Origin of the sequence: Xanthomonas sp. D-36-1 (genome assembly GCF_017746155.1) — a bacterium.
Lineage (GTDB): Bacteria > Pseudomonadota > Gammaproteobacteria > Xanthomonadales > Xanthomonadaceae > Xanthomonas > Xanthomonas cissicola.
In genome coordinates this window covers 1-22,202 of record NZ_JAGHWR010000105.1, presented here as the reverse complement: position 1 = coordinate 22,202, position 22,202 = coordinate 1, and the positions used below count along the sequence as shown (strand labels likewise).

General features: G+C 63.3%; 8 protein-coding genes and 1 pseudogene. 3 read left to right on the top strand and 6 right to left on the bottom strand.

The features are described from left to right. The first annotated feature begins 233 nt into the window (after positions 1-233). From J7367_RS20815 to J7367_RS20805, 3 genes are all read left to right on the top strand, one after another. The gene (locus tag J7367_RS20815) at positions 234-4,154 is read left to right on the top strand and encodes a DUF6531 domain-containing protein (RefSeq protein ID WP_345776723.1); all 3,921 of its coding nucleotides are present in this window, start codon (positions 234-236) and stop codon (positions 4,152-4,154) included. Continuing rightward, positions 4,154-4,489 carry a hypothetical protein gene (locus tag J7367_RS20810; protein WP_139792627.1) on the top strand — a complete coding sequence of 112 codons (336 nt, stop codon included), beginning with the start codon at positions 4,154-4,156 and terminating at the stop codon, positions 4,487-4,489. Before J7367_RS20815 ends, J7367_RS20810 begins: the two co-directional genes overlap by 1 nt. Before the next feature lie 497 nt (positions 4,490-4,986). Next, positions 4,987-5,382 (top strand): SymE family type I addiction module toxin, encoded by a 396-nt coding sequence (locus J7367_RS20805; RefSeq protein ID WP_057664006.1) that lies wholly within the window; start codon positions 4,987-4,989, stop codon positions 5,380-5,382. 231 nt (positions 5,383-5,613) lie between these two features. Here J7367_RS20805 and J7367_RS20800 read toward each other — a convergent pair whose 3' ends face one another. The 6 genes and pseudogenes from J7367_RS20800 to J7367_RS20775 all read right to left on the bottom strand — a co-directional run. Beyond that, entirely contained in the window at positions 5,614-7,989 is a 2,376-nt protein-coding gene (locus J7367_RS20800; protein WP_057664003.1) for a glycoside hydrolase family 127 protein, read from the bottom strand. 116 nt (positions 7,990-8,105) lie between these two features. Further along, positions 8,106-11,000, bottom strand: coding sequence for a TonB-dependent receptor (locus J7367_RS20795; protein ID WP_057664000.1), 2,895 nt, complete (start codon positions 10,998-11,000; stop codon positions 8,106-8,108). A gap of 493 nt (positions 11,001-11,493) precedes the next feature. Continuing rightward, on the bottom strand, positions 11,494-13,839 hold the full coding sequence (locus J7367_RS20790) for a DPP IV N-terminal domain-containing protein (RefSeq protein WP_057663997.1): 2,346 nt from the start codon (positions 13,837-13,839) through the stop codon (positions 11,494-11,496). 314 nt (positions 13,840-14,153) lie between these two features. After that, the gene (locus J7367_RS20785) at positions 14,154-15,740 is read right to left on the bottom strand and encodes a family 43 glycosylhydrolase (RefSeq protein ID WP_057663994.1); all 1,587 of its coding nucleotides are present in this window, start codon (positions 15,738-15,740) and stop codon (positions 14,154-14,156) included. Next, complete coding sequence (locus J7367_RS20780; RefSeq protein ID WP_057663993.1) at positions 15,737-20,095, bottom strand: Ig-like domain-containing protein; 4,359 nt, start codon at positions 20,093-20,095, stop codon at positions 15,737-15,739. The genes J7367_RS20785 and J7367_RS20780 overlap by 4 nt, the downstream gene beginning before the upstream one ends. 404 nt (positions 20,096-20,499) lie before the next feature. Further along, positions 20,500-22,056: pseudogene (locus J7367_RS20775) on the bottom strand (TonB-dependent receptor); the annotation flags it as partial. Between the last annotated feature and the right edge of the window lie 146 nt (positions 22,057-22,202).

Genomic DNA, 22,202 nt, shown 5'->3' with positions numbered 1-22,202 from the left:
GCTCACGCTGGCCCATGCCCTCAGCGTCACCGAACGTCAGCTGCATGGATGAATCCTCTACATAAGGCGATAGTGTCGCGCATCTGCGGTGAGTTGATCAGACCTTCCTTAAACAGTGCGAAAATTGTCCGTACGACTGGAGTGTCGGTTACGGAGATTTCAGGTGGCCAACCACTCCCTTCAAGCCGGAGCTAAACCTCGGGCCAGGCCAATGCGAGGCGAAAGGTACGCATGTGGGCAACCCGATCAACGTGGCCACCGGTAACAAGTTTCAACAGGCCGTCGATATCGATGATCGCTCCGGACTTGGCTTTGTCCGCTACTACAATAGTTCCGCAATCAGCTCGGATACTGCGATTGGGATCGGATGGACACATAGCTATGCGTCCAGAATCGTTTTCCCCAGCGATAGTTCCAGTGGCAAGATTGTCTATGCGCAGCGCGCTGACGGCAGATCAATCACGTTCTTTTGGCAACCCAATGGAACGTGGTTACCTGACGGCGGGCAGACCAGCGCTCTGGTCGAAGCGCGCGATGCGAACGGCACGATCGTCGAATGGCACTTCAAGGAGCGCAAGGACGGCGCGACTGAGGCCTACGACCTGGCTGGCCGCTTACTGCGTATCGAGCCGCTCGATGGCCTGACGACCAAGTTGACCTACGCGACCGCCTCCACCCGGCTTCCGAGCCTGGTGACTTCCTGGCAAGGACGCGCAATCCAACTGCACTACGACACATCTGGCAGGGTGTCCGAAGTGATCGGCCCGGATGGCGGCATCCATGTGTATGCGTACGACTCGGCCAATCACCTGACGGCGGTTGCGAATCCTGGCGGCGGTACCGTCAGCTATCTCTACGGCGAGTCCACGCAGACCTCTGGCGCTTCGCTTGCGAATGTGCTCACCGGCATCGTCGATGAGACGGCTAAGCGGTATGCGACCTATCGCTACGATACCGAGCGCCGGGCAATCACATCGATGCATGGCGACAATCACGACCGTTACGATGTCACCTACATGGATAGCATGAACGTAAAAGTTGTCGAGCCTTCGGGCGCGTTGAACTATCGTTCCTTCACGACCTACAACGACATTCGCACGGCGACAAATAGCGCCAGGTCCTGTCCTGGCTGTACCACGTCCAGCGAAGCATGGAGCTATGACGAAAACGGGCATTTGAACGAATATCGCGATGGCGCGGGGAACATTACCGACCACGATCAGGACGCGTGTGGCAGGGATATGGTCCTGACCGAAGCCAAAGGCAGCCCAGAACAGCGCACGACGACCTATGTCAGGGATCAGACGCTTGGGCGGATCCTGGAAAGCACAACGCGCGACCTCTCTGGAAACAGCGTCAGGCACGGCACCTCCACATACAATCCGAGGGGCCAACGCACGGCCTCGCGCACCACTGATCCCAACGACAGCACCGAACGATTGTCCGTATCGTCCTACTGCGAACAGGCAGATCTGGACGCAGGACTCTGCCCGCAGAGGGGTCTATTGCTCTCCGTCGTCACGGGCGCACCGAATGCATCGCGCAGAGTCGACTACACTTATTACGCCACGGACGCCGCCGCCTGCGCCACAGCGCCTACCACCTGCGCTTACCGCAAAGGCGACCGATGGAAAATAACCAACGCCCTAGGCCAGACCACCGAATACCTCGCCTACGATGGCGCTGGCCGCCCGCTGTCCATCAAGGACGCCAACGGCATCGTCACCGACTACACCTATCACCCGCGCGGCTGGCTGACGGCCGCCAAGGTGCGTGGCGCCGATGCCTCCAGCGAGGCCGATGACCGCATCACCCGCATCGATTATTGGCCCACCGGCCTGGTCAGGCAGGTCACCCAGCCCGATGGCGCGTTCACTGCCTTCACCTACGATGCGGCGCATCGGCTGACCGACATTACCGACAACGCGGGCAATACCGTCCACTACACGCTCGACAACGCCGGCAATCGCATCAAGGAAGACACCAGCGATGCGTCGGGCACGTTGAAGCGCACGCTCTCGCGCGTGTACAACCAGCTCGGCCAGCTCAAGACCCAGGCCACCGCCGCCAGCGACCCGACCGACTTCGCGTACGACGCCAACGGCAACGCCACCACCGTGACCGATGCGTTGGCGACCGCGACGCAGAGCGAGTACGACCCGCTCAATCGCCTGTCCCGCACGCTGCAGGATGTGGCCGGCATCAAGGCCGACACGAAGTTCGCCTACGACGCACTCGACAACCTGACCAAGGTCACCGACCCCAAGGGCCTGGACACCACCTACGAGTACAACGGGTTCGGCGATCTGGTGAAACTCACCAGCCCGGACACCGGCGTCACCAGCTACGCCTACGACAGCGCCGGCAACCGCGCCAACCAGACCGATGCGCGCGGCAACACCACCGCCTACAGCTACGACGCGCTCAATCGCCTGACCAAGGTCACCCCCCCCACCAGCCTCAACGTCACCTACACCTACGACGCGACGCAGACGGCCTGCACCAGCGGCGAGACGTTTTCGATCGGCCGCCTGACCAAGATGCAGGGCGGCGGCGCCATCACCCAGTACTGCTACAACCGCTTCGGCGATCTGGTGCGTAAGGTGCAGACCAGTAACGGCACCGCGTTGGTGCTGCGTTACGACTACACCATCGGCGGCCAGTTGCGGCGGATGACCTATCCCGACGGGGCGGTGGTCGATTACGTGCGCAATGCGCAGGGCCAGACCACGCAGGTCGGCGTGACGGCCGCCGGCGGTAGCCGCCAGGTGCTTCTGGGCAATGCCACTTACTATCCATTCGGCCCGGCTGCCGGCTGGACCTACGGCAATGGCCGCACCCTCGCCCGCCGCTATGATCTGGACTACCGCCCGCAGGCGATCCAGGACACCCGCCCGGGCGGTCTTGACGTAGGCTTCGGCTTCGACCCGGCCGGCAACCTCACCGCACTGACGCCCGCAGGCAACACCACACCGGAAATCAGCCTGGGCTACGACGCCCTGGGCCGCCTCACAGCGCTCAAGGACGGCCGCACCGGCACGCTGATCGACGGCTACAGCTACGATGCCACCGGCAACCGCCTCAGCGCCAAGGTCGGCACGGCCACGCAGGCCTACACCTACCCGGCCGACAGCCATCGCCTGAGCGCAGTGGCCGGCGTGGCACGTACATACGATGCCACCGGCAACACCACCGCCATCGGTGGCACCGCACGCCAGTACACTTACGACACCAGCGGCCGCATGACCCAAGCCCGCCGCGCCGGCGCGGTGACCATGAACTACCGCTACAACGGTAAAGGCGAGCAGATACGCCGCTTCCTCGGCACCACCAACACCTACACGCTCTACGATGAAGCCGGCCACTGGCTAGGCGACTACGACAGCAACGGCGCGCCCAAGCAGCAGGCGATCTGGCTGGACGACCTACCGGTCGGCCTGCTCGCCAACGCCAACAAACTGCACTACATCGAACCGGACCACTTGGGCAGCCCGCGCGTGGTGATCGACCCCACCCGCGATGTAGCGGTGTGGACATGGAGCTTGAAGGGCGAAGCTTTCGGCAACACCGCGCCGAATCAAGATCCTGATGGGAATGGTGCGGCGCTGGTCTTGGATATGCGGTTCCCGGGGCAGCGCTTCGATGCGGCGAGTGGGTTGAATCAGAACTACTTCCGGGACTATGAAGCGGCTACGGGCAGGTATGGGCAGAGTGATCCGATTGGACTAAACGGAGGATTTTCCACATTCTCCTATGTAGAGTCATCCCCATTTAAATACAGCGATGCATTTGGGCTTGTCAAACATACAAGTGGCCGCTGGATTGAATGTGGGAAAGGTTGCAGGATTCGAATCGACTTTACTTTCGATGAAGCCACGGGCAGTAAGATCAGGCACCTCCACTGGGAATGCAAAGGTGATACGGGAGAATGCGGCGAAAATGGACATCCTTCGCACGGCGGCACATGGGATGACGCACCAAGCATAATCAAAGAATGTGCATTAAATAATGGCTTTGCTGGCAAGTCAGTGACTAACGACAACTTTAATTCCCGAAAGTCAACTCCAGAAATGTCTGCCAGCGCAAAAGCCGTGCTTTATATCGGCGGCGCAGCAATTATATTTTTTGGATTTTTATCAGGAGCCGGAAGTTAATGAATAAAGAAAATCCAGCAACCCTAGATCTTCATGACGCAATAATTGAGAGCATCTCACTAGACTTCAGCACCCGCACACTAAAAATTTATACAAAACACTATCAATCAAGAAAAAGTTCAAAAAGATCAAAATTGATAATTAGTTTTTATAAAGTGGCAAACTACTCATGCCTTTCCGACTTAGAATCAATACTAGATAACTCCAAATCAGGGAATATCAACTCGTGGTCTCCAGCCAAGGGTAAGGGAACAACATACATCTATCTAGTAGAGGGCTGCATTCAAGTAGCTGCAGATAACGTAGAAATTGATTGCGAAATCACAAATCAATAAAAACAAAAATTATAGGCTGCAGTGATTTATATATATCCATATAATTTCGCCCGATAAATTCAGAAAGAGAATACAGCATCGGCTGCTAGCAAAACCCGGAACTGGAAGACAAGCCAATCCGCCCGCACAACAGCGAAGGGACTAAGTTTTTTCGCTTACTGCCTAGTGGTCTGGGGCAGTTGACATCCCGAACAACAAGTAGCGACCTCAAGGAGCGTAGAAACTCCGTTCATAGCGGTACCCACCTTCGTCAAACCGGTGGGTTTTTGTGCCTGTTCTGCAGGTGCAAGCCGACGCGATGCCTACGTCGGGAGGGCGGCTAATACAACACTCCTTCGGGAGAAATACGCCCGCCGACTATGCACGGTTTCTAACCTCCCGACATCCCGTCGCCGGCCGGCGACGGTGCCTGTTCTTCGTAGGAGGCGTTGTGATGGCAAATGTATCGATAGTGGGGGTGGGCGTCGTCGCTCCGTGGTGCTGGCGGAGGTGAGGCGATGAGCCGGGCGCAGTCTTCAACCGCCAAGCGGTCCAAATTGAACGCCAAACGCACTGCTACCGCCAAGCGGACAGCCACGCCGGTAGAGGACGCGCAGCCAATGCGGCTGGTGCCCTCGCCCACGTTCGACGTGGACAATCTCGCCTTCGACCACCGGCCCGCCCGTCACCCAGATGATATTGCGCAGCGCCCGCCGCGCAAGGCACTCGCGCCCACGCGCTGCACGGTGGGCTATGCGTTTTACGATGCAGCGCCGGGCCGGCAACACAGCCAGCGGATTCCCAGCGTGCGCTTGCGCGGGCTGTGGCTGGAGCAATTGGGGTTTGCGGTTGGCAGCAAGCTGCGGATCACTGCACGTAATGGCGAACTGGTGGTGACGGTAGCGGAGGATTAGCCTGCGAGTGAGTAATGCGGCATTTCTGCACTGCTGAAACTGCACAGGGGCTTCGCCGCCGTATCCTCACCCCAACCCCTCTCCCGCGGGGAGAGGGGCTTTATGTTGCATGTCTGAGTTCTTACGTGTAGCTGCGGGCGCGGTCTCTCGCTCTGTGGTGCCATGCGCTCTGCAGAGGTCGCGCGAGGACCTCGTCATACTTTCAAGATGCGCTTGCTACAGCGCCCACACTCAAACCGACGCCAACACCCAACACCCAAAGGCAGGCCCGGCCGAGTAGCCTTTCTCCGGTTCGATACGAATCTGCAAGGTGGCGCGGCCGGCCACTGCTGCCGGCAAAGCGTAATCCACATCGACGAAATCCAGGCCGCGGTTGCCGTCCAGGCGTTCGCTGGCGATGAGTTCGCCGTCGGCGAGGATGCGGAAGCGGCGGCGGGTTTCGTCGCCCCAGTAGCGCAGGCGCAGGATGCGGGCCTGGGCGGTATTGCGCAGGGTGAAGGCCATGAAGCCGCCGGTACGCACGTCGCGGCCGGGCCGGCGGCGGTAGCTGAGCGGGTTGGAATTTTCCCCCTGCAGTGCATGCGCCTTTTCGGAGGCTTCATCGCCCAGCGCGATGCGATCGAGCGCGCGGGTGTCGAGTGCGTGCTGCGCTGCCGCTGCTGCCGCCAGTTCGGTCTGGCGTTGCCGCCATGCGGCGGCGTCGCGGTGTTCCAGGTAAACCGCGCTGCGGCGGTCGAACTGGGCGTAGAACGGCGACAACTGCCACTGCTGCATGCCATCGGTGTAGACGAACGCTGTCTTGCCCGGCACCGGCTGCAGGCGTTGCAGGATGTCCTGCCCCCCGATCAATGTCGGGGTCTTGCCCGACCACGGCTTGGCGGCGTCGCCCAGATCGACGGCGAGCACCAGCGGGCCGTGCAGCACCGACACCCAGGCGGGATCGTCCGGGGTCGCTTCCAGGCGCAGCGGCATGTCGAACGACAGCTGGAGGGTATCGCCGGGCTGCCAGACGCGCGTGAGGCGTAGATAGCCATCGCTGGCGCTGCCATCGACAGGTTGGCCATTGAGTCGCAGGCGCGGTTGTTGCGCCCAACCCGGCACGCGCAGTGCGAGCATGCGTTGCGCTGGCGGCGCGCCATCGATGCGCAGCGAGGCGCTGCCCTGCTCCGGCAAGGCGCTGTGCAAGGTCATGTTTAGTCCGGCGGCGTCGCGCACGGTGGAAGGCACGTACAAATTGATGTAGACGCCCTGCCCGTCCTGCCAGTAGATGGAATCGCCGAACTGCGCGTGCGCTTCCATGCCGCTACCGACGCAGCACCAGAAATCGTCGAACGGCGACGACCAGCCGCGCGCTTCGCCGGCCAGCAGCGGCGTCATGTAGGTAAACATGCCGGTGCGTGGATGCTGCTGTGCCATCACGTGGTTGAGCAAGGTGCGTTCGTAGTAGTCGAACAACTCCGCCTGCGGGCCCCATTGATACAGGTGGCGGGTGAGCTTGAGCATGTTGTAACTGGCGCAATGCTCGCAGGTCTGCTCGGTGAGGAATTTCGAAATGCTGTCCGGCTGTTGGAAATATTCGCGATCACCATTTCCGCCGATCACATAGGTGTGGTGGTCGGTGACGGTATGCCAGAAGAAGCGCGCTGCCGCGCCCGATGCGGCAGCGCCGATGACTTCGTACTCGCGCGCCAGGCCGATCAGCTTGGGGATATTGGTATTGGAATGCTGGTGCGCCAATGCGTCGCGCTGGGCGATGAGTGGGTCGAGCACGGCGTGGTGATGCAGGCGCTGCGCCAGCGCCAGCCATTGCGCATCGCCGGTTTGCACATGCAGTTCGACGAACGATTCGTTGAGGCCACCGAATTCGCAGGACAGCACCTTTTGCAATTGCGCGTCGTCGAGCGCAGCGAAGACGCCCTGCAGGTAACCGGCCAGAGCCACCGCGACCTGCAGCGCCTGCGCATTTTCGCAATGCGCATGTACATCAAGCAGTCCGGCGAACAGTTTGTGCCAGGTGTACAGCGGCGCCCAGCTGCCGTTGAGATAGAACGGCGCCGGGTCGATCTTGCCGCGTTTAAGCTCGTCGAAGACCGCGCGCCCACTCTCGATCTGCCCGGCTGCGTTCTTGCGTGTGAAGCCGGCCACATAGCCATCGCCGGCATGCGTCTGGCAGCGTGCCAGTTCGCTGACCAGATACCCGGCGCGCGTGCGGCACTGCGCATCGCCTGTTTGCGCGTGCATGAGTGCCAGCGCACTGAGATAGTGGCCGAGCGTATGCCCGGCAATGGTGTCCGCCTCCCAACCGCCATAGGCTGGCGCCTTCGGGTCGAGGCCGGCATACAGCACGAAGTTGTGCAACAGCCGGTCCGGCTGCAGCCGCATCAGATAGCGCCGGTTGGTCTGCAGCGCATCCAGAAACAACGATGGCGTGAGCCGGACCTGGGCAAGCGGCACCGCGCGCACGCTGCCAGGTTGCGCAGCGCTGGCCTGGGCCGGGAACCTCAGGAAGCCTGCAGCTACCGCCAGGCTGCTCCAGGCCAGAAAGCGCCGCCGCGATAGCGACAGCGTGTGGTTGCAGGTCGATTCGCTTAGGTGCACTTCCGTCATGGGATCAGCTTAACTCCTGAAAGCGCGCACGCATGCGCGCGGTCGCAACCAGGCCGTGGAATGGCATCTGCGCAACCGCTCGCACCCGGCCGCGCAGCGCCGCAACAACAGCACACTCAGAACTTCACCGTCGCGCGTGCCCAATAAAAACGCCCGAGCAGGTCGTAGGTCGCCACATCGGTATTGGCATTGCCCACGTTGTTGGAGTAATACAACGGCGGCTGCTTGTTAGCGATGTTGTCCACACCAACTTCAAAGCGCGTATGCCATGGCTCCACGTTATAGCCAAGCTGCAGGTTGTTGTAGACGTAGGCGCCGATATTGCGCACCACCGTCGGTTCGCTGGCATCGGCCGACAGGCTCTGGTCCGGATCCGAATTGCCGATGGCGGTATGCCCCACGTAACGGATGCGCCAGGTGGCGCTCCAGTCGTCCAGTGCCCAGCTGACCGTGCCCAGCGCACGCCAGCGTGGGAAGTTGCCGTAGGCCTGGGTGTAGCGGCCCACGTTGTGGATGGTGACCGAGCTGGGGTCGGTGGTGTCGGGCAACACGTCGTAACGGGTGAGATAGGTGCCGTTGAGGCCGGCGGTGACATTGCCCCAGGCGGTCGCCGGCAGGCGGTAGGTCAGGTTGAAGTCCATGCCCTTGGCCCATAGCTTGCCCAGGTTGACGGTGGGCTCGGCGATGTAATTGATGGTGCCGTTGCCGTTGCGATGGATCAACGCGCAGAACGCGCTGGCCGAGTTGGCGAAGCATTGATTCAGCACCGTCTGCGCCGACACCGTGGTGATGGTGTCTTCCAGGTCGATGCGCCACCAGTCCGCACTCAGCGACAGGCCGTCGATCCATTGCGGGTCGTAGACCAAGCCGACATCGTAGGACTTGCCGGTTTCCGGCTTGAGCTGGTAGCCCGCCACTGCCGCGCCGGAGACCTTGCCCGACACCTGCCCATCCGATTGCTGGTAGCTGCCATCGGTGGGCACGTTCGCGCAGGCCACCGTGTTGCCGCCGGTGTAGCCGTTGCACGGGTCGTTGACGGTGGCCGCGTCGCCGGCGACGCCGGCATACAGCTCGTTGATGTTGGGTGCGCGAAACACCTGCGAGACGGTGCCGCGCAACAATAGGTTTTCGATGGGGCGGTATTCCAGCGAGAGCTTGCTATTGGTCTTGCTGCCCACCGAGCTGTAGTCGGAAAAGCGCGTGCCGATCGTGATGTTCAATGCATTGATGCCGGGCAGATCCTTGAGCAGCGGGAACAGTGCTTCTGCGTAGGCTTCCTTGACATCGAAACTGCCGCTCAAGCTGGACGAACAGAATTCGATCACCCCGCACAGGCCGTTCTCATCGCCGGTCCATAGCGGGTCCGAGGCGGTGGTGGAGCGCTCTTTTCGGTACGACATGCCGGCCGCCAGGCTGGCCTCGCCGGCCGGCAACGCGAACAGCGTGCCGTTGGCATTGGCCTCGAATTGCTTGACCGTGTACACGCTGGTGACGATGGGATTGACCACCATGCCCTGCAATGTGGCCAGGTTGGAGCTGTCGTTGAGGTTGAAGAAATTCAACGGCGTGCAGCCGGCAATCGCTGCGCCTGCGCTGCCGCACTTGACGGTGCCGTCGCTGTCCAGGAACGACGGGCCGATGGCCTGATTGAACGCGGCATAGTCGAGAAAGCCGTTGTTGATCGACTTTTGCCTGACCTTGCCGTAATTGAAGGTGGCATCCCACTGCCAGGAGCTGTCGCCGAAACGGCCGCGCAGACCCGGGCTGATCTGGAAGTTGTAGGTGTTGTACTGATAGCGGCGGTTGCCCAGCACGGTGGCGCGGGTATTGAGGTCGCTGTAGGAGGTGCCGGTGCTGCGATCGGTGCCGAAGTTGACGCCGAACGGGTTGTAGTAACTCTGCGCCGACACCAGGATGTTGTCGCCATTGGAGAAGATCGGAATCGGCGCAATGATCGAGGCCGACTCAGTCTTGCTAAACCAGGTGTTGACGTAGCCCTCGACGTTGTCGCTGAAGCGATACGTGCCCAGCAGGAAAGCATTGGTGCGTTTTTGCGGGGTCTGCAACAGGTTGAACGGCTGGTAGTTGTACGAGTCTGCGCTGGCGTTGTAACAGTGGAAGTCGCCGGGGCCGGCGCGCCCGCTGACACCGCTGTTGAGGGTGACGCGCCCGCAGCCATTGGATTGTGCAAGCAGCTGCGATTGATCCGACCCATCGTTGAAGTTGACCGAGCCGGTGGGCGTGGCGGAGGAGCCCTGCTTCACCGGTTGGCCATTGGTCAGGGCGAGCGCGTCCTTGGAGTAATCGCGCGCCACTGCCGAGACGGCATCGATGTTGTGATACGACAGGCCGCCGATCAGGCTGCCGCGCTCCCAGGTCTTGCCGGCGGTCAAGGCGAAGTTGCGGCGGTTGCCATCGCCTTCGCTACTGGTGCCGAAGTCGCTGCTGAACTGCACGCCGTCGAAGCGCGAGCGCAGGATGAAGTTGACCACCCCGCCGATCGCATCGGAGCCGTACACCGCAGAGGCACCGTCACTGAGCACCTCGATGCGTTCGATCATGCTGGAAGGAATGGCGTTGACGTCGTTGTAAGCCAGGCGGATGCCGTTGACCAGCACCAGCGTGCGCTTGTCGCCCAGGCCGCGCAGCGAGATCGCCGAGGCACCGGTGCCGCCGCCGTTGTTGGTATAGGGATTGGTGGCATTGCCGGCGATGGATGGCAATTCCTGCAGCAAATCGCCCACGGTCGCCTTGCCGGTGGCAGCGATCTGCTCCTGGCTGACGGTGACCACCGGGTTGGCGGTTTCGGTGTCCACGCGGCGCAGGCGCGAGCCGGTGACGACCACGCTGTCCAGCGTCTGCGTCGCATCGCCACCCGCCGCCTGCTGAGCAGCCACCGGCGCGGCCGCACCTGCCGACAGCGCCAGCAACAGCGCGGAAGTGAGCATGCTCGGCAACGGCCGCGTGGTGGCGTTGGTCGTGCGGGAGAGAGGCAACGGCAACATCGGCATGCAAGGCTCCTGAGTGTGACGAAAGACAAACAGTGGGCAATACCTGCCCGTGCCGACGTATAGCGGCGCAGGGCGACGTAGATGGCAGACGCACGCTGCAACGGACCGCTGGCACGGTCGTGGTGCAGACACGCAGACAACGTGCGACGCAGGCGACCGGAAAATCGCGCAGCAACGCGTACTGCCAGGAATGTGGTGCATTCCACACTGGATGCGCGCTTGCGCTCCAGTTTTCATCAGCTGGTCACAATGTGCCTGTGCGCGGACGCTACGTCTTGTCGCATTTGGCGAACGCGCATGCGGAAAACAGCATGGTTCGCAACTGAACGATCATGCGTGGCGGCACGAGCGCGCTCGAGCCCGCACGCTTGCGCACTGCTTGCGGCGATTGGAGTGCAGATCAAGCTGACCAGGATCGCTGCGCGGACCGGGGCATCGGGCTGGGTGTGCCGCGCACGTCAAATCGACGCACGCGAACGGCAGCGCACGCGCATCACGGCGCCGGTGCGGCCGGCGCTGCTGCATTGCGATTCCACTCCGGGGTGGGTGCCTGCTGCATCCAGCGCAGGAAGAAATCCAGCAAGCGGCGCCTGCCGTAGTCGCCACCGGCACCGTGGTCGCCGCCCGGCACGACCAGCAGATCGAAGTCCTTGCCGGCCTTGATCAGGCGATCGGCCACCTGGAAGGTACTGGCCGGGTCTACATTCATATCCATGTCGCCGGTGACCAGCAACAGATGCCCCTGCAGGCGCGCAGCGTTCTCCACGTTCGACGAGGCGGCGTACCACGGCCCGACCGGCCAGCCCATCCACTGTTCGTTCCACCAGATCTTGTCCATGCGGTTGTCGTGACACCCGGAATTGGCCACACCCGCCACATAGAACTCCGGATGAAACAGCAGCGCCCCCAACGCGTTTTGCCCGCCCGCCGAGGTGCCGTACACGCCGACACCGCCGCCGACGTCGTACCACGGGTACTGCGCTGCGGCGGCCTTGTGCCAGGCGATACTGTCCGGCAACCCGGCGTCCTTGAGGTTGCGCCATGCCACATCGTGGAAGGCCCGCGAGCGGTTGTTGGTGCCCATGCCATCGATTTGCGTCACCGCAAACCCCATCCCGGTGAGCGATGGTGTCGCGGTGGTAAAGCGGTTGGGGACGAACGAGCCCTGCGGACCTGCATAGATGTCTTCGACGACCCGATAGCGCCGCTGCGGATCGAGCTGCTGCGGGCGATGGATGACGCCCCAGATCTCGGTCTTGCCATCGCGCCCGGTGGTGTGGAACGGCAGCGGCGCCTGCCACCCAGCCGCCAGCAGGCGGCTCAGGTCGGTGCGCTCCACCGTGCGTGCCAGCCCGCCATCTGCGCTGCGCCGCAGTTCCAGCACCGGGCCCAGATCAACGCGCGAATACAGATCCAGTAGCCAGGTTCCATCCGGCGAATAGCGCACCTCATGATCGGCAGCCAGCGGCGTCAATGCGGTGAGCCCGCGGCCATCCAGGCCGATGCGATAGGCATGGCGATAGTACGGGTCTTCGCCGGGCTGCATGCCCGAGGCGGTGAAATACACCTGCCCTGCGGCTTGGTCGATGCGATCGAGCTTGCGCACTACCCAGTCGCCACGGGTGATCTGGCGGATCACCTCGCCGCTGTGGCCGTCGTACAGATACAGATGCTCCCAGTCATCGCGCTCGGAGGCCCACACGATTTGCGCGCCATCGTCCAGATCCTGGCGCGCGTGCTTGCCGCCGTTCTCATGCTCGCCACTGAGCTCGGAGTATTCGATGAAGGTGGGCGATGTCTCTTCGATGAGCGTGCGCGCGTTGGCGGTGCGTGCGTCCACCTCGATCACCCGATACAGCTGGTGCCCGCGCGCGTTGTATTCAAAGGTGAAGCCGCGGCTGTCGTTCCACCAGACCATCTCGCTCACGGTGAAGGCATTGGGTAGCAAGGTCATCGCCACCGGGTGCGCTGCGTGCGTGGCGATGTCGAACAGCACCGGTTGCATCACCGGCAATGCATCGCCCGGCTTGGGGTAGACCTGCTGATGCAACTTCGGCTGCAGCTGATCAGCGGGCGCCGACTCGATGTAATAGACCATCCGCGGCGGCGGTGCCTTGACCCGATACGCCGCCAGATGCTGCGAATCCGGCGACCACACCACGCTGTCGAGTGCGTAGTAGTCCTGCGCACTGCCATCTTGGCTGAGCACGCTGCGTTCGTGACTGCCGACCGGTGCGATGACCAGGTTGCCCTGCTCCACCCAGGCGCGCCAGCGGCCATCCGGCGATTGCTTGGCCTGCTGCTCGCCCTGTTTGTGCGGCAGGCGCATGTCCATCGATTCGGCTGGCAGGTCGCGTTCGGGCAGATGTGCGCAGCGATAGCGCCGCAGATCGCATTGCCAGCCCAGTTTCGCCAGCTGGAAGCTCAGGCGCTGCTGTTCCAGGGTGGGCTCCTCGAGCTGCAGTCGCGCTGCGTCGACTGCCTTGGCACCAGCCTGCGTCAACGCGGCGGCCAGTCGCGCGTGATCGAAGGCCAGTGTGTTGCGGCCAATGGCCGCCTCTACCAGGCGGTATTCGATGGCCGGCAACTGGTTGCTGCGTGCCACCCCACGCCGATACAGAAAATGCCCGGCATCCACCCACACCGGCGCCGTAGGCTGCCGGTCCACCAGCGAGGCATAGCGATCGGACAAGCCCATCGCTTGCGTGTACTGCGCTGGCGTGGGGGCGGCGAGTGGTGCCGCAGTCGCCGACACGATGTGCGCGAGGGCGAGCGACACGCACCAGGTGGCGATGGTGCGAAAGCGCATGACGGGGATCTGTGGCACCTGCGACCTCATCGAAGCGTTGGAAAGACAGTGCGGCGTTGATGGACGATGGCCGAGCCGCTGGCCGCAACCGCTGCGGCAGGCATACGCCAAGGACGCTGCGACAGGCCGGCCAGGAGAGCAGACGCGACGGCTGCGCGGGGCGACACAACTGCTTGCAATGTGGAGCAACGCACGTCAGCGCGCCTGAACCACTTGGGACACGTTCGCAAGGCATGCGCGGCCAGTGCGCGCAAGCCAGTTCGTTGTACCCCGCCAGTGCACTGCACTGCTCGCGCACCCTCAGCCATCGTTCGGCTGCCGCACGCGGTGCCTTGTCAGTTGCTTCACGGCGCATCGCAATGCGTGCTGTCGGCGGCTGTGGCAGATGGCAGCCGTTGTGGCTGTGGCGCCAGCACTTCCCATTCCTGCACTGCCAGCGCGGCGTAGCTGGCCGGGTTGCCGGAGGCGTCCATGACCACGCGCACGCAGCGCGTCGTCACCGGCGCGAACGACACCGCTTCATCGTGATCGGGACGCTTGCCATACCCATCGCGCGGCTGCACGGGCTGCCATCGCCCCGCGCTCCGGTATTCCAGATGCCAACGCGCCGGCCGTGCCACGCCGACGTCGGCACCGGCCGGGTGGTCGGCCCAGAACACGATGCGCGTGCGATCCACGGTGATCGGTTGCGCCCAGCTGTATTGGATCCACTGCTGCGATGGGTTGTGGTCCGTCCAGCTACCCCACATCTCCGGCGGCAAGGGATTGGCCTTGACGATGCCGTCGTTGAGCGCGGCGATCCAGTACTGCACCGGGATATCCGGGCCATTGGATGCAGTTGCATAGGCCGACGGCGCTTGATTGCGCGTGGGCGGCGCAGGTGGCGTTGGACGCCGCGTCGGCACCACGGTGCGGATGCTGGCCGGCTGGGTGCTGTCGTCCCATTCCAGCCGGTCGATCGCCACGCTGCGGCGGAAATGCCCGCCGCCGTGCGCATCGGCGGTGTGATACACCAGATACCACTGCCGCTGAAATTCGACGATGCCCGGATGCGAGGTGGTCGAGGACACCGGCCGCAGCACGATGCCGCGATATGTCCACGGACCCAGCGGGGTTGGCGCGCTCGCATAGGCAATGCAGGCGTGATACAGCGTGGGCGTGCATGGCGAAAGACGCCCGGCGTTGTTGGCCGAGTAGGCCAGATAATAGGTGCCGTTGCGCTTGAACAGCCAGGGCGCCTCGAAATAACCGTCCAGCGTGTCCACGCGGATCGGCGTGCCCTTGAAGCTGATCATGTCGCGCTGCAGCTCCACGCCGTACAACGCACCGAAGGTGCCCCAATACAGATACGCCCGTCCGTCGTCGTCGACCAGCACGGTCGGGTCGATGTTCTGGATGTCGTTGTGGCCCGGCACCGACTGCGAGACCACCGGACCCTGCGGATGCGCGTCGGTCCAAGGGCCGAGCGGACTATCGGCCACCGCCACGCCGATCGCGAATGGGTCGGCATTGGGCGAATCGCGCTGCTGCACCGGCGCATACAGGTAATAGCGCCCATCCGGGCCCTGCACGATCTGCGCCGCGTAGGCATGACGCTTGTCTGCCCAGGCAAAGACCTGCTGCGGCCGCAATAGATCGCGGTAGTGGGTCCAATCGCCGCTGGCCGGATCGCTGCTGACGAACAGTTGCCAGCCAGGCATGACGAACGCATTGAGATTGGGAGCCGCGGTGTCGCGGCCGGCAATGATGTACAGCTTGCCATCGGCCACCAGCGGCGCAGGGTCGGCGGAATATGTGCTGCCGTCGGCGAGGATGGGATTGCCGGGTGCATGCAGCCGCGTTGCCTGCGGCGGCTGTAAGGCACAGGCCGGAGCGCTGGCCAGCAACAACCCGCACGTCACCACCAGCAACCGTAAAAACGTGCGCATCATGGCGCAGCCGCCTTGATCTGCACCAGCAGCGTCACCGACACGTGTCCGGTGGGTGCACGCCCTTGCGCGGTGCCGGTGAGCTGGAGTTCGCCAGGCTGTGCGTAACGCTCCGCTTGCAAGGTTGGCCATTGCACCGGCAAGCGTTCGCGCGAGCCGTCGTTGTATTGCACCGTCACAAAGCCCGGTAGCGTCGGTGCATGCCCAACAACCGCGCTCACCGTCGGCAACGGCTGCACGGTGTTGATCTGAGCCGGCGGCGTCGCGCGTACCCAGATGGTGGCCCTGACGGGAATCGCGCCTTCCACCAAGCCCTGCAGTTCCACCGTACCTTCGTGGCCCAGGCGGCTGGCGGCCAGCTCTGACCACTGCACCGCCACCGGCAGCACACTGCCATCGGCAAAGAACGCGGTGATCTCCTGTGGCAGCGTCGGCAGTTGCCCGGGAGCAGTCCGCAGATCGATCGTCTCCAACTGTTTGGGCAGATCAGACAGCGCCTGCCATTCGTCCACACCGATGGCGGCATGTCCGTCGCCCTTGGTCTGCGTCGTCAACACCACGCGCAGCCTGGTGGTTACGACCGGCACAAAGCTGGCGGTGCTCGCCGCACCTGTCGCCCCCGGGGCAATCGGGTAGCCGCTCTTGCTGACGATGTCCTGCCAACGTCCGTCCTGCAGCATCTGCAACTTCCAGCCAGCAGGCGCTGCCACCCCGCCATTGGGCTGGTCGTTCCACAGATAGAGCGTGCTCGACGACAAGCGCACCGGACGTGGCCATTGATACTGCAACCACACTGTCGCTGGCTGGTCGAGCCCATAGCTGCCCCAGCGCAGGCTACCACTGGGAAAGCTGCCCGGCTGCGGGATGAAGCCATCGTTCAAGGCCTGCACGCGGTATTGCATGCCGGTGAGTTGCGCACTGACAGCGGCCACGGCCTGCAACGGGATGCTCTGCAGCGGGCGCGAGGCGGCGGCGCTGACCTGCACATCGGCATGCCCGATCAGCGCCCCATCGTTGGCGACCAATCGCAAGATGTATTGCCCGGCACGGGTGAAACGTACCGAAGTCTGTAGCGCGGCGGCATCGGCAAACACCGCATCGCCACCTTCCGGGGCCTGCTGCACGCGCCAGCGCACCTGCAGCGTGCCAGTGGGCAAGCCGTCATCACCAACGCGGCCTTGCACCGCCACCGCGCCATCGGCGCCCGGCGTGTCCAGCTGCCATGCCTGCACCTGCGGCGGCGTGTTGCCCGCAAATGCCGGCGCCGGCAAGCCGCTATCGAACAGCTGGATTTCCTTGATGCCGGTGCGCGCCGTGCCAGCGTGCGTCACCACCACGCGCAGCGCGGCAGTGCGGATGGCCGGAAAGCGCACCCGATTGCGATTGCCCTCCGCCAGCGTGGCATCGCGGACCTGGCCGGGAACGTTCTTCCATCCACCGCTGCCGTCCTGATATTGCACGGTGTAGATCCACGGTGCCGCGTAGCCAGGCAGCGTTCCGGAGGGAAAGCCGTTCTGATCGCCGCCCGGCGACGAGCTGCGATAGAAGTACAGCACGACCTGATCCACGGTTTGCAGGCTGCCCAGGTCCAGCGCGATCCAGTCGCTGGCCGACGGCGAGCCGGCGGTACCCCAGAACGGCGTACTGGCAGTACTGCCGTCTACCGCCGCCGTCGCCGGCAAACCTGCGGCAGCGAAACTGGCGCTGACACGGGCACCCTCGGCAAGATCGCGACTGTGCGCGGGCGGCAGCGTCACATCCACACCGGCCTTGGCCAGGATCTGCGCGATCCGCGAGCCGGCCGCGAACGGCACCTGCGTCATCGACGCCAGCGGCGCGGGATGCGCTTCCAGCACCTGCGCGGTGCCATTGCGGTTGACCGCGTCCGGCGCGGCACTGACCTGGCCGCTGGCCGGGTCGTACACCACATGCGCCAACCGGTCCACACGGAACGCCAGGCGACCATCCAGATAGACGCTATAGCCCTTCGGCAGCCGGCCACCGTAATGGCTGCCATCACGATCCCAGACGATGCTCAGATTGCGGTCGCGATAGCGCAGATTGTCGGCGGCGAAATGGTCCCAGCCGATATCGATCGGATACAACTCGATCTTGCCGTCGCTGCGCGGGCGAAAGCCCATCGCATCCTCGATCATGCTGAAGTTGGTCGCCCCCAGCTGGGTATGGTGGATCCAGGAGCGATAACCGATCTTGCCGCCGTTCTTGGCACTGCCCTTGGCCCAGAATTCGTTCTGGTCGGGGTAGCGATTGTCGCCATTGATAAAGGGCGCCCAGGCATTCCAGTACAGCAGCTTGCGGTAGCTCTGCGCGTTCAGATACGGGCTGGGGTAATCGCGCAGGGCCGAGCCGAATAGACGGAATGCCACCGTCGCATTGATGGTGGAAAAGTTGTTGCTGCCCACATCGGTGCCGCTGCCGCGCGCCTGCATGTCCACCTGGTTGGCGGTATAGAACGGGAACAGCGGGTATTGCGCTGCGTCGGCGAACAGCCGCAAGGCGCGCACATACTTGGGGGCGTAGCCGGAATCGCCCTGCTTGGGCATCAAGCCCACGCTGAACGGGTAGTAGTTGTTGGTTTCCTTCCAGTCGACCGCCAGCCGCGGCCCGTCGGCCTGGCGATGCTTGAGCAGATCGCCATACAGGCCAACTGAGTCGGGCGCGTCGCTGTGGTCCTGCCACAGCACGTCCAGCACAGCCTTGCGGATACGGCGCGCGGTGGCCTGCATGCGCTGCGCGGTAGCGGTGTCGCCCGCGAGCATCGCTGCCTGCGCCGCCGCCTGCGCATTGGCGTAGACGTAGGCGCTCTCGGTGCGGTCCATGCGGATCTGGCCGTGCTGGTCGGCCCAGTCGAACGACACCGCGTCGGCGTCGTTGCCGGTCATCGCCGCCCAGTCGTATTCGATCAAACCGTTGTGATTGAGATCGTAGGCCGCCAGTACGCCGTCCACGTCACCGCTGCCATAGCGTGCCAGCTTGCCCGCCAGCGCCGCTGGCCCACCATGGATCTGCATCGACCGCCATGCCGCGGCCGTGATGTATTGCGCATAGGAGTTGGACCAGTTCTCCGGCGAGCCGGGGTTGTCGGTGTACTTGCCACCGCCCGCGGTCTCGCCCGCGCTGAGCCAGGTGCCATAGGCGTACAGCGGATTGCGCAGGTATTTCAGATCGTCCAGGAACATTCCGGCGGTCAGCACGATGGCATTGTCGTAGCCAAGCACACCCTCGATGGCGACCGGGAACTGGTAGTCGTTGCCGGGGACGTTGGCATCGAGGAAGTTGAAGCGCAGCACCCACCAGCGATAGAACAGGCTCTTACTGATGTTCTCGTCGGGCGTATCCAGGTACGGCAGATTGTCCACCCACCAGCGGTTATAGCTGGCCACGTGCTGCTGGTAGGCCTGCTGCGGCGTCTGCGCGGCAATCCGCGTGTACTCGGCGCGGGCTTCGGGCAATTCGCGGGTAAGCATGCCGAGCTGCAGCTTGATTGCCGCCGTTTCGCCACTGGCAGGAATCTCCACATCGCGCACCAGCTGCTGCCCCTCGACGCGGAAGCCATCGCCGGACAGACGGGGGAAGACCGTCGTGATGTGGTTGTAGGCGTCGAATGCACCGGTCAACTCGTTGCCGTCGGCATGCTGGGCGATCGGCGACACCGCTTGCAGCGATAGCGTGTGCGCTGCGCCATCCAGACTGGACAGCACGACGCTGGCGACCGCCACGTTCTGCTCGGTGATGTACTTGACCAAGCGCATGCGCACGCCCGCGTCGGCATCTTCGAACACTGTGGTGAAATAGCTCGGCGTCTGACGCCGCTGCTGCGACACCTCCTTCCAGTGGATACGACGCTTGCCCAGCGTGGAGTGGATGTGGAACAGCGCGTCGTAGTCGGTGGCATGCCAATACGCCACCTGCCCAACGAATCCCGGCGCATCGGGCGCGTGATAGGTCAGATACGCGGCACGGCCGCGGGTAAACAGCCAGTCGTTGCGATCGTCGAAACCGCCGCCGGTTCCCTCGCGCACCAGCATGCGGTCGATCCAGAAATCGTTGCCCGGCACCTGCCCTGCCCCATGCGCGACATCGGCCGCGTAGATCCGTGCCAGTTGTCCGCCGGGCGCAAACGGCACCGCGCTGTCGGGCATCGGGTGGTCCAGCCCGTGGAACAGCGGCTCGCCGATCATCGCGTTGGGCTGGGCGATCGGCGCTTCCTGGGCGACTGCAAGCGGCCAGCCCAGCATGACGCATGTCCACAACAGCGCAGCAGCGCCGGTGCGTCGGGTCAAACGCAACCAGCGCCGGTGCCGCGCCAGGAACAACTTCCAGCGTAAATTCCTCATGCATCCATCTCATTAGCGTGCAAGGCAGCGCGATCGATGCGGCGGCTGGTGCGCATCGGACAATAAACAGCGGCGATACTCCCTATTGCATCGCAAGCGATGTAACGCAGCCGCCTCACTATAGTTGTTTGCGCCGGCAACACCTGCGTCAACACGAAGTGCAGCGATGCAATGCGAACCTTGCTGTGCGTCGTCTGCCGCCACGCGTAGCGATCGTGGCGACAGATGACGCGAACCGCCGGCCGCGCACCCACCGGCTGACGCAGGCCATGCAGGGCAACCCCAGCCTTGCGCCAACTTGGCGCGCCATTGCTCGGTGCGGCATGTACCGCGCGTCCACTGCGTTCCAAGGGCGGTGCGCCGTCTACGTTGCCTGACATCTGTTTGCTGCCTTGTTAGCCGCCCTAAAACTCCACGCGCAGCCGGCTCCAGACATACCGCCCGAGCATGTCGTAGGTGCTCGCTTCGGTATTGGCCGCATTGGAGTAGCTATAGAACCGTGGCGGCTTGCGGTCGCCCAGGTTGTCGATGCCCACCGCCAGCGTGCTATGCAGCGATGCGATCTTCCGGCTCAGCGAGGCGTCGTGATACACCACCGAGCCGATTGGGAAGTAGGCGCAGCTACCATCGGCATTGGTGTCGACGCAGAAATTTTCGTACTGGCTACCGTTGACCGTGCGGCCCAGGTAACGGGCGTTCCAGCTCGCATGCCACGGGCCCTTGTGCCAGGCCAGATTGGCCACGGCGCGCCAGCGCGGCATGTTGCCCCAGCTGGAATTTTCGCCAACGTAATTATGCGAATCGCCCGCAAAGCGATAGCTGGAGAAGAACGTCGCATCCAGCCCCAGCGCAAATGTGCCCCAGGCAGTATCGGCCAGCGTGTAGTGAATGCCGGCATCGTAGCCGCGAATATCGACCTTGCCGCTGTTGTACGCGAACGGCACCGACACCCGCGTCAGCTGTCCGGTGGCATCGCGTTGAATCAGCGGACAGAAGGCGGCTTCGCTGCCGTCGAAGCAATCGCTGACCACCTGCTGATAGCCGACACCGCTCAGCATGTCGTCCAGCACGACTCGCCAGCTGTCCACGTTGAGCGACAGCCCGCGCAACCGATCCGGGTCGTAGACCACGCCCACATTGTAGGAGCGGCCACGCTCGGGCTTGAGCTTGAAGCCCACGTTATTGGCGCCGGAGGTCACCACGTTGAACTGCGCAGTGTTGGTGAAGCTGCCATCGTTGGGCACGTTCGCGCAGGCCGGATTCGGCGCGCCGGTCAAGCCTGTGCACGGGTCCTCGAAATCGCCGGTGTTGTCGACCACGCTGTTGTAGGGCGAGCCATACAAATCGCCCAATGCCGGCGCCCGGAACACCTGCGAGCCGGTGGCGCGGACCAGCAGATTCGCAATTGGCCGCCACTCGATCGCAAGCTTGCTGTTGGTGGTGCTGCCCCAGGCGTCGTAGTTGGAATAGCGCGAGCCCAGATTCAGGTTCAACACATGGGCGAACGGCACATCCTTCAACAGTGGCAGCAGCAATTCCGCATAGGCTTCCCTGACCGACTCATCGCGCCCCTGCTTGAGGATGCAGCCATCGTTGTAGTCGCAATTGCCATCGGCATCGGCAGCGGCCACCTCGCTCGTCGTGCCCTGCGCGAACGTGTTGGTGCGATACACCAGGCCGATGGCCGCCTGCACCATTCCGGCCGGCAGCTTGAACAGATCGCCATTGGCGCTGATATCGACAAAGCGCATCTGGCTTTTGTCAATCAGGTCCACCGGCCGCTGCGTGCCACGCAATGCGGCGATGGTGGCCGGGTCGTTGGGGTTGAAGACATTGATCGGCGTGCAACCGGCGATCACTGCGTCCGGCGCGCCGCACTTCACTCCTCCGTCGCTGTCCAGGAACGAAGCACCGACTGCGTTGTTCAACGCCGAGGTGATCGAAAAACCGGTGCGCACCAAGGGAAGGTCTGAACAACGAGACCTGACAGGGCGGAAGGTGGCGTCGTTCCGAAGAGTGGCTTTTGGAACTTCGGAATTTCGCCATTTCTGGCGCTTTCCGCGGGAATTTCCCGGTTCACAGACGCACGCTCCCCATCGCCGGCAGT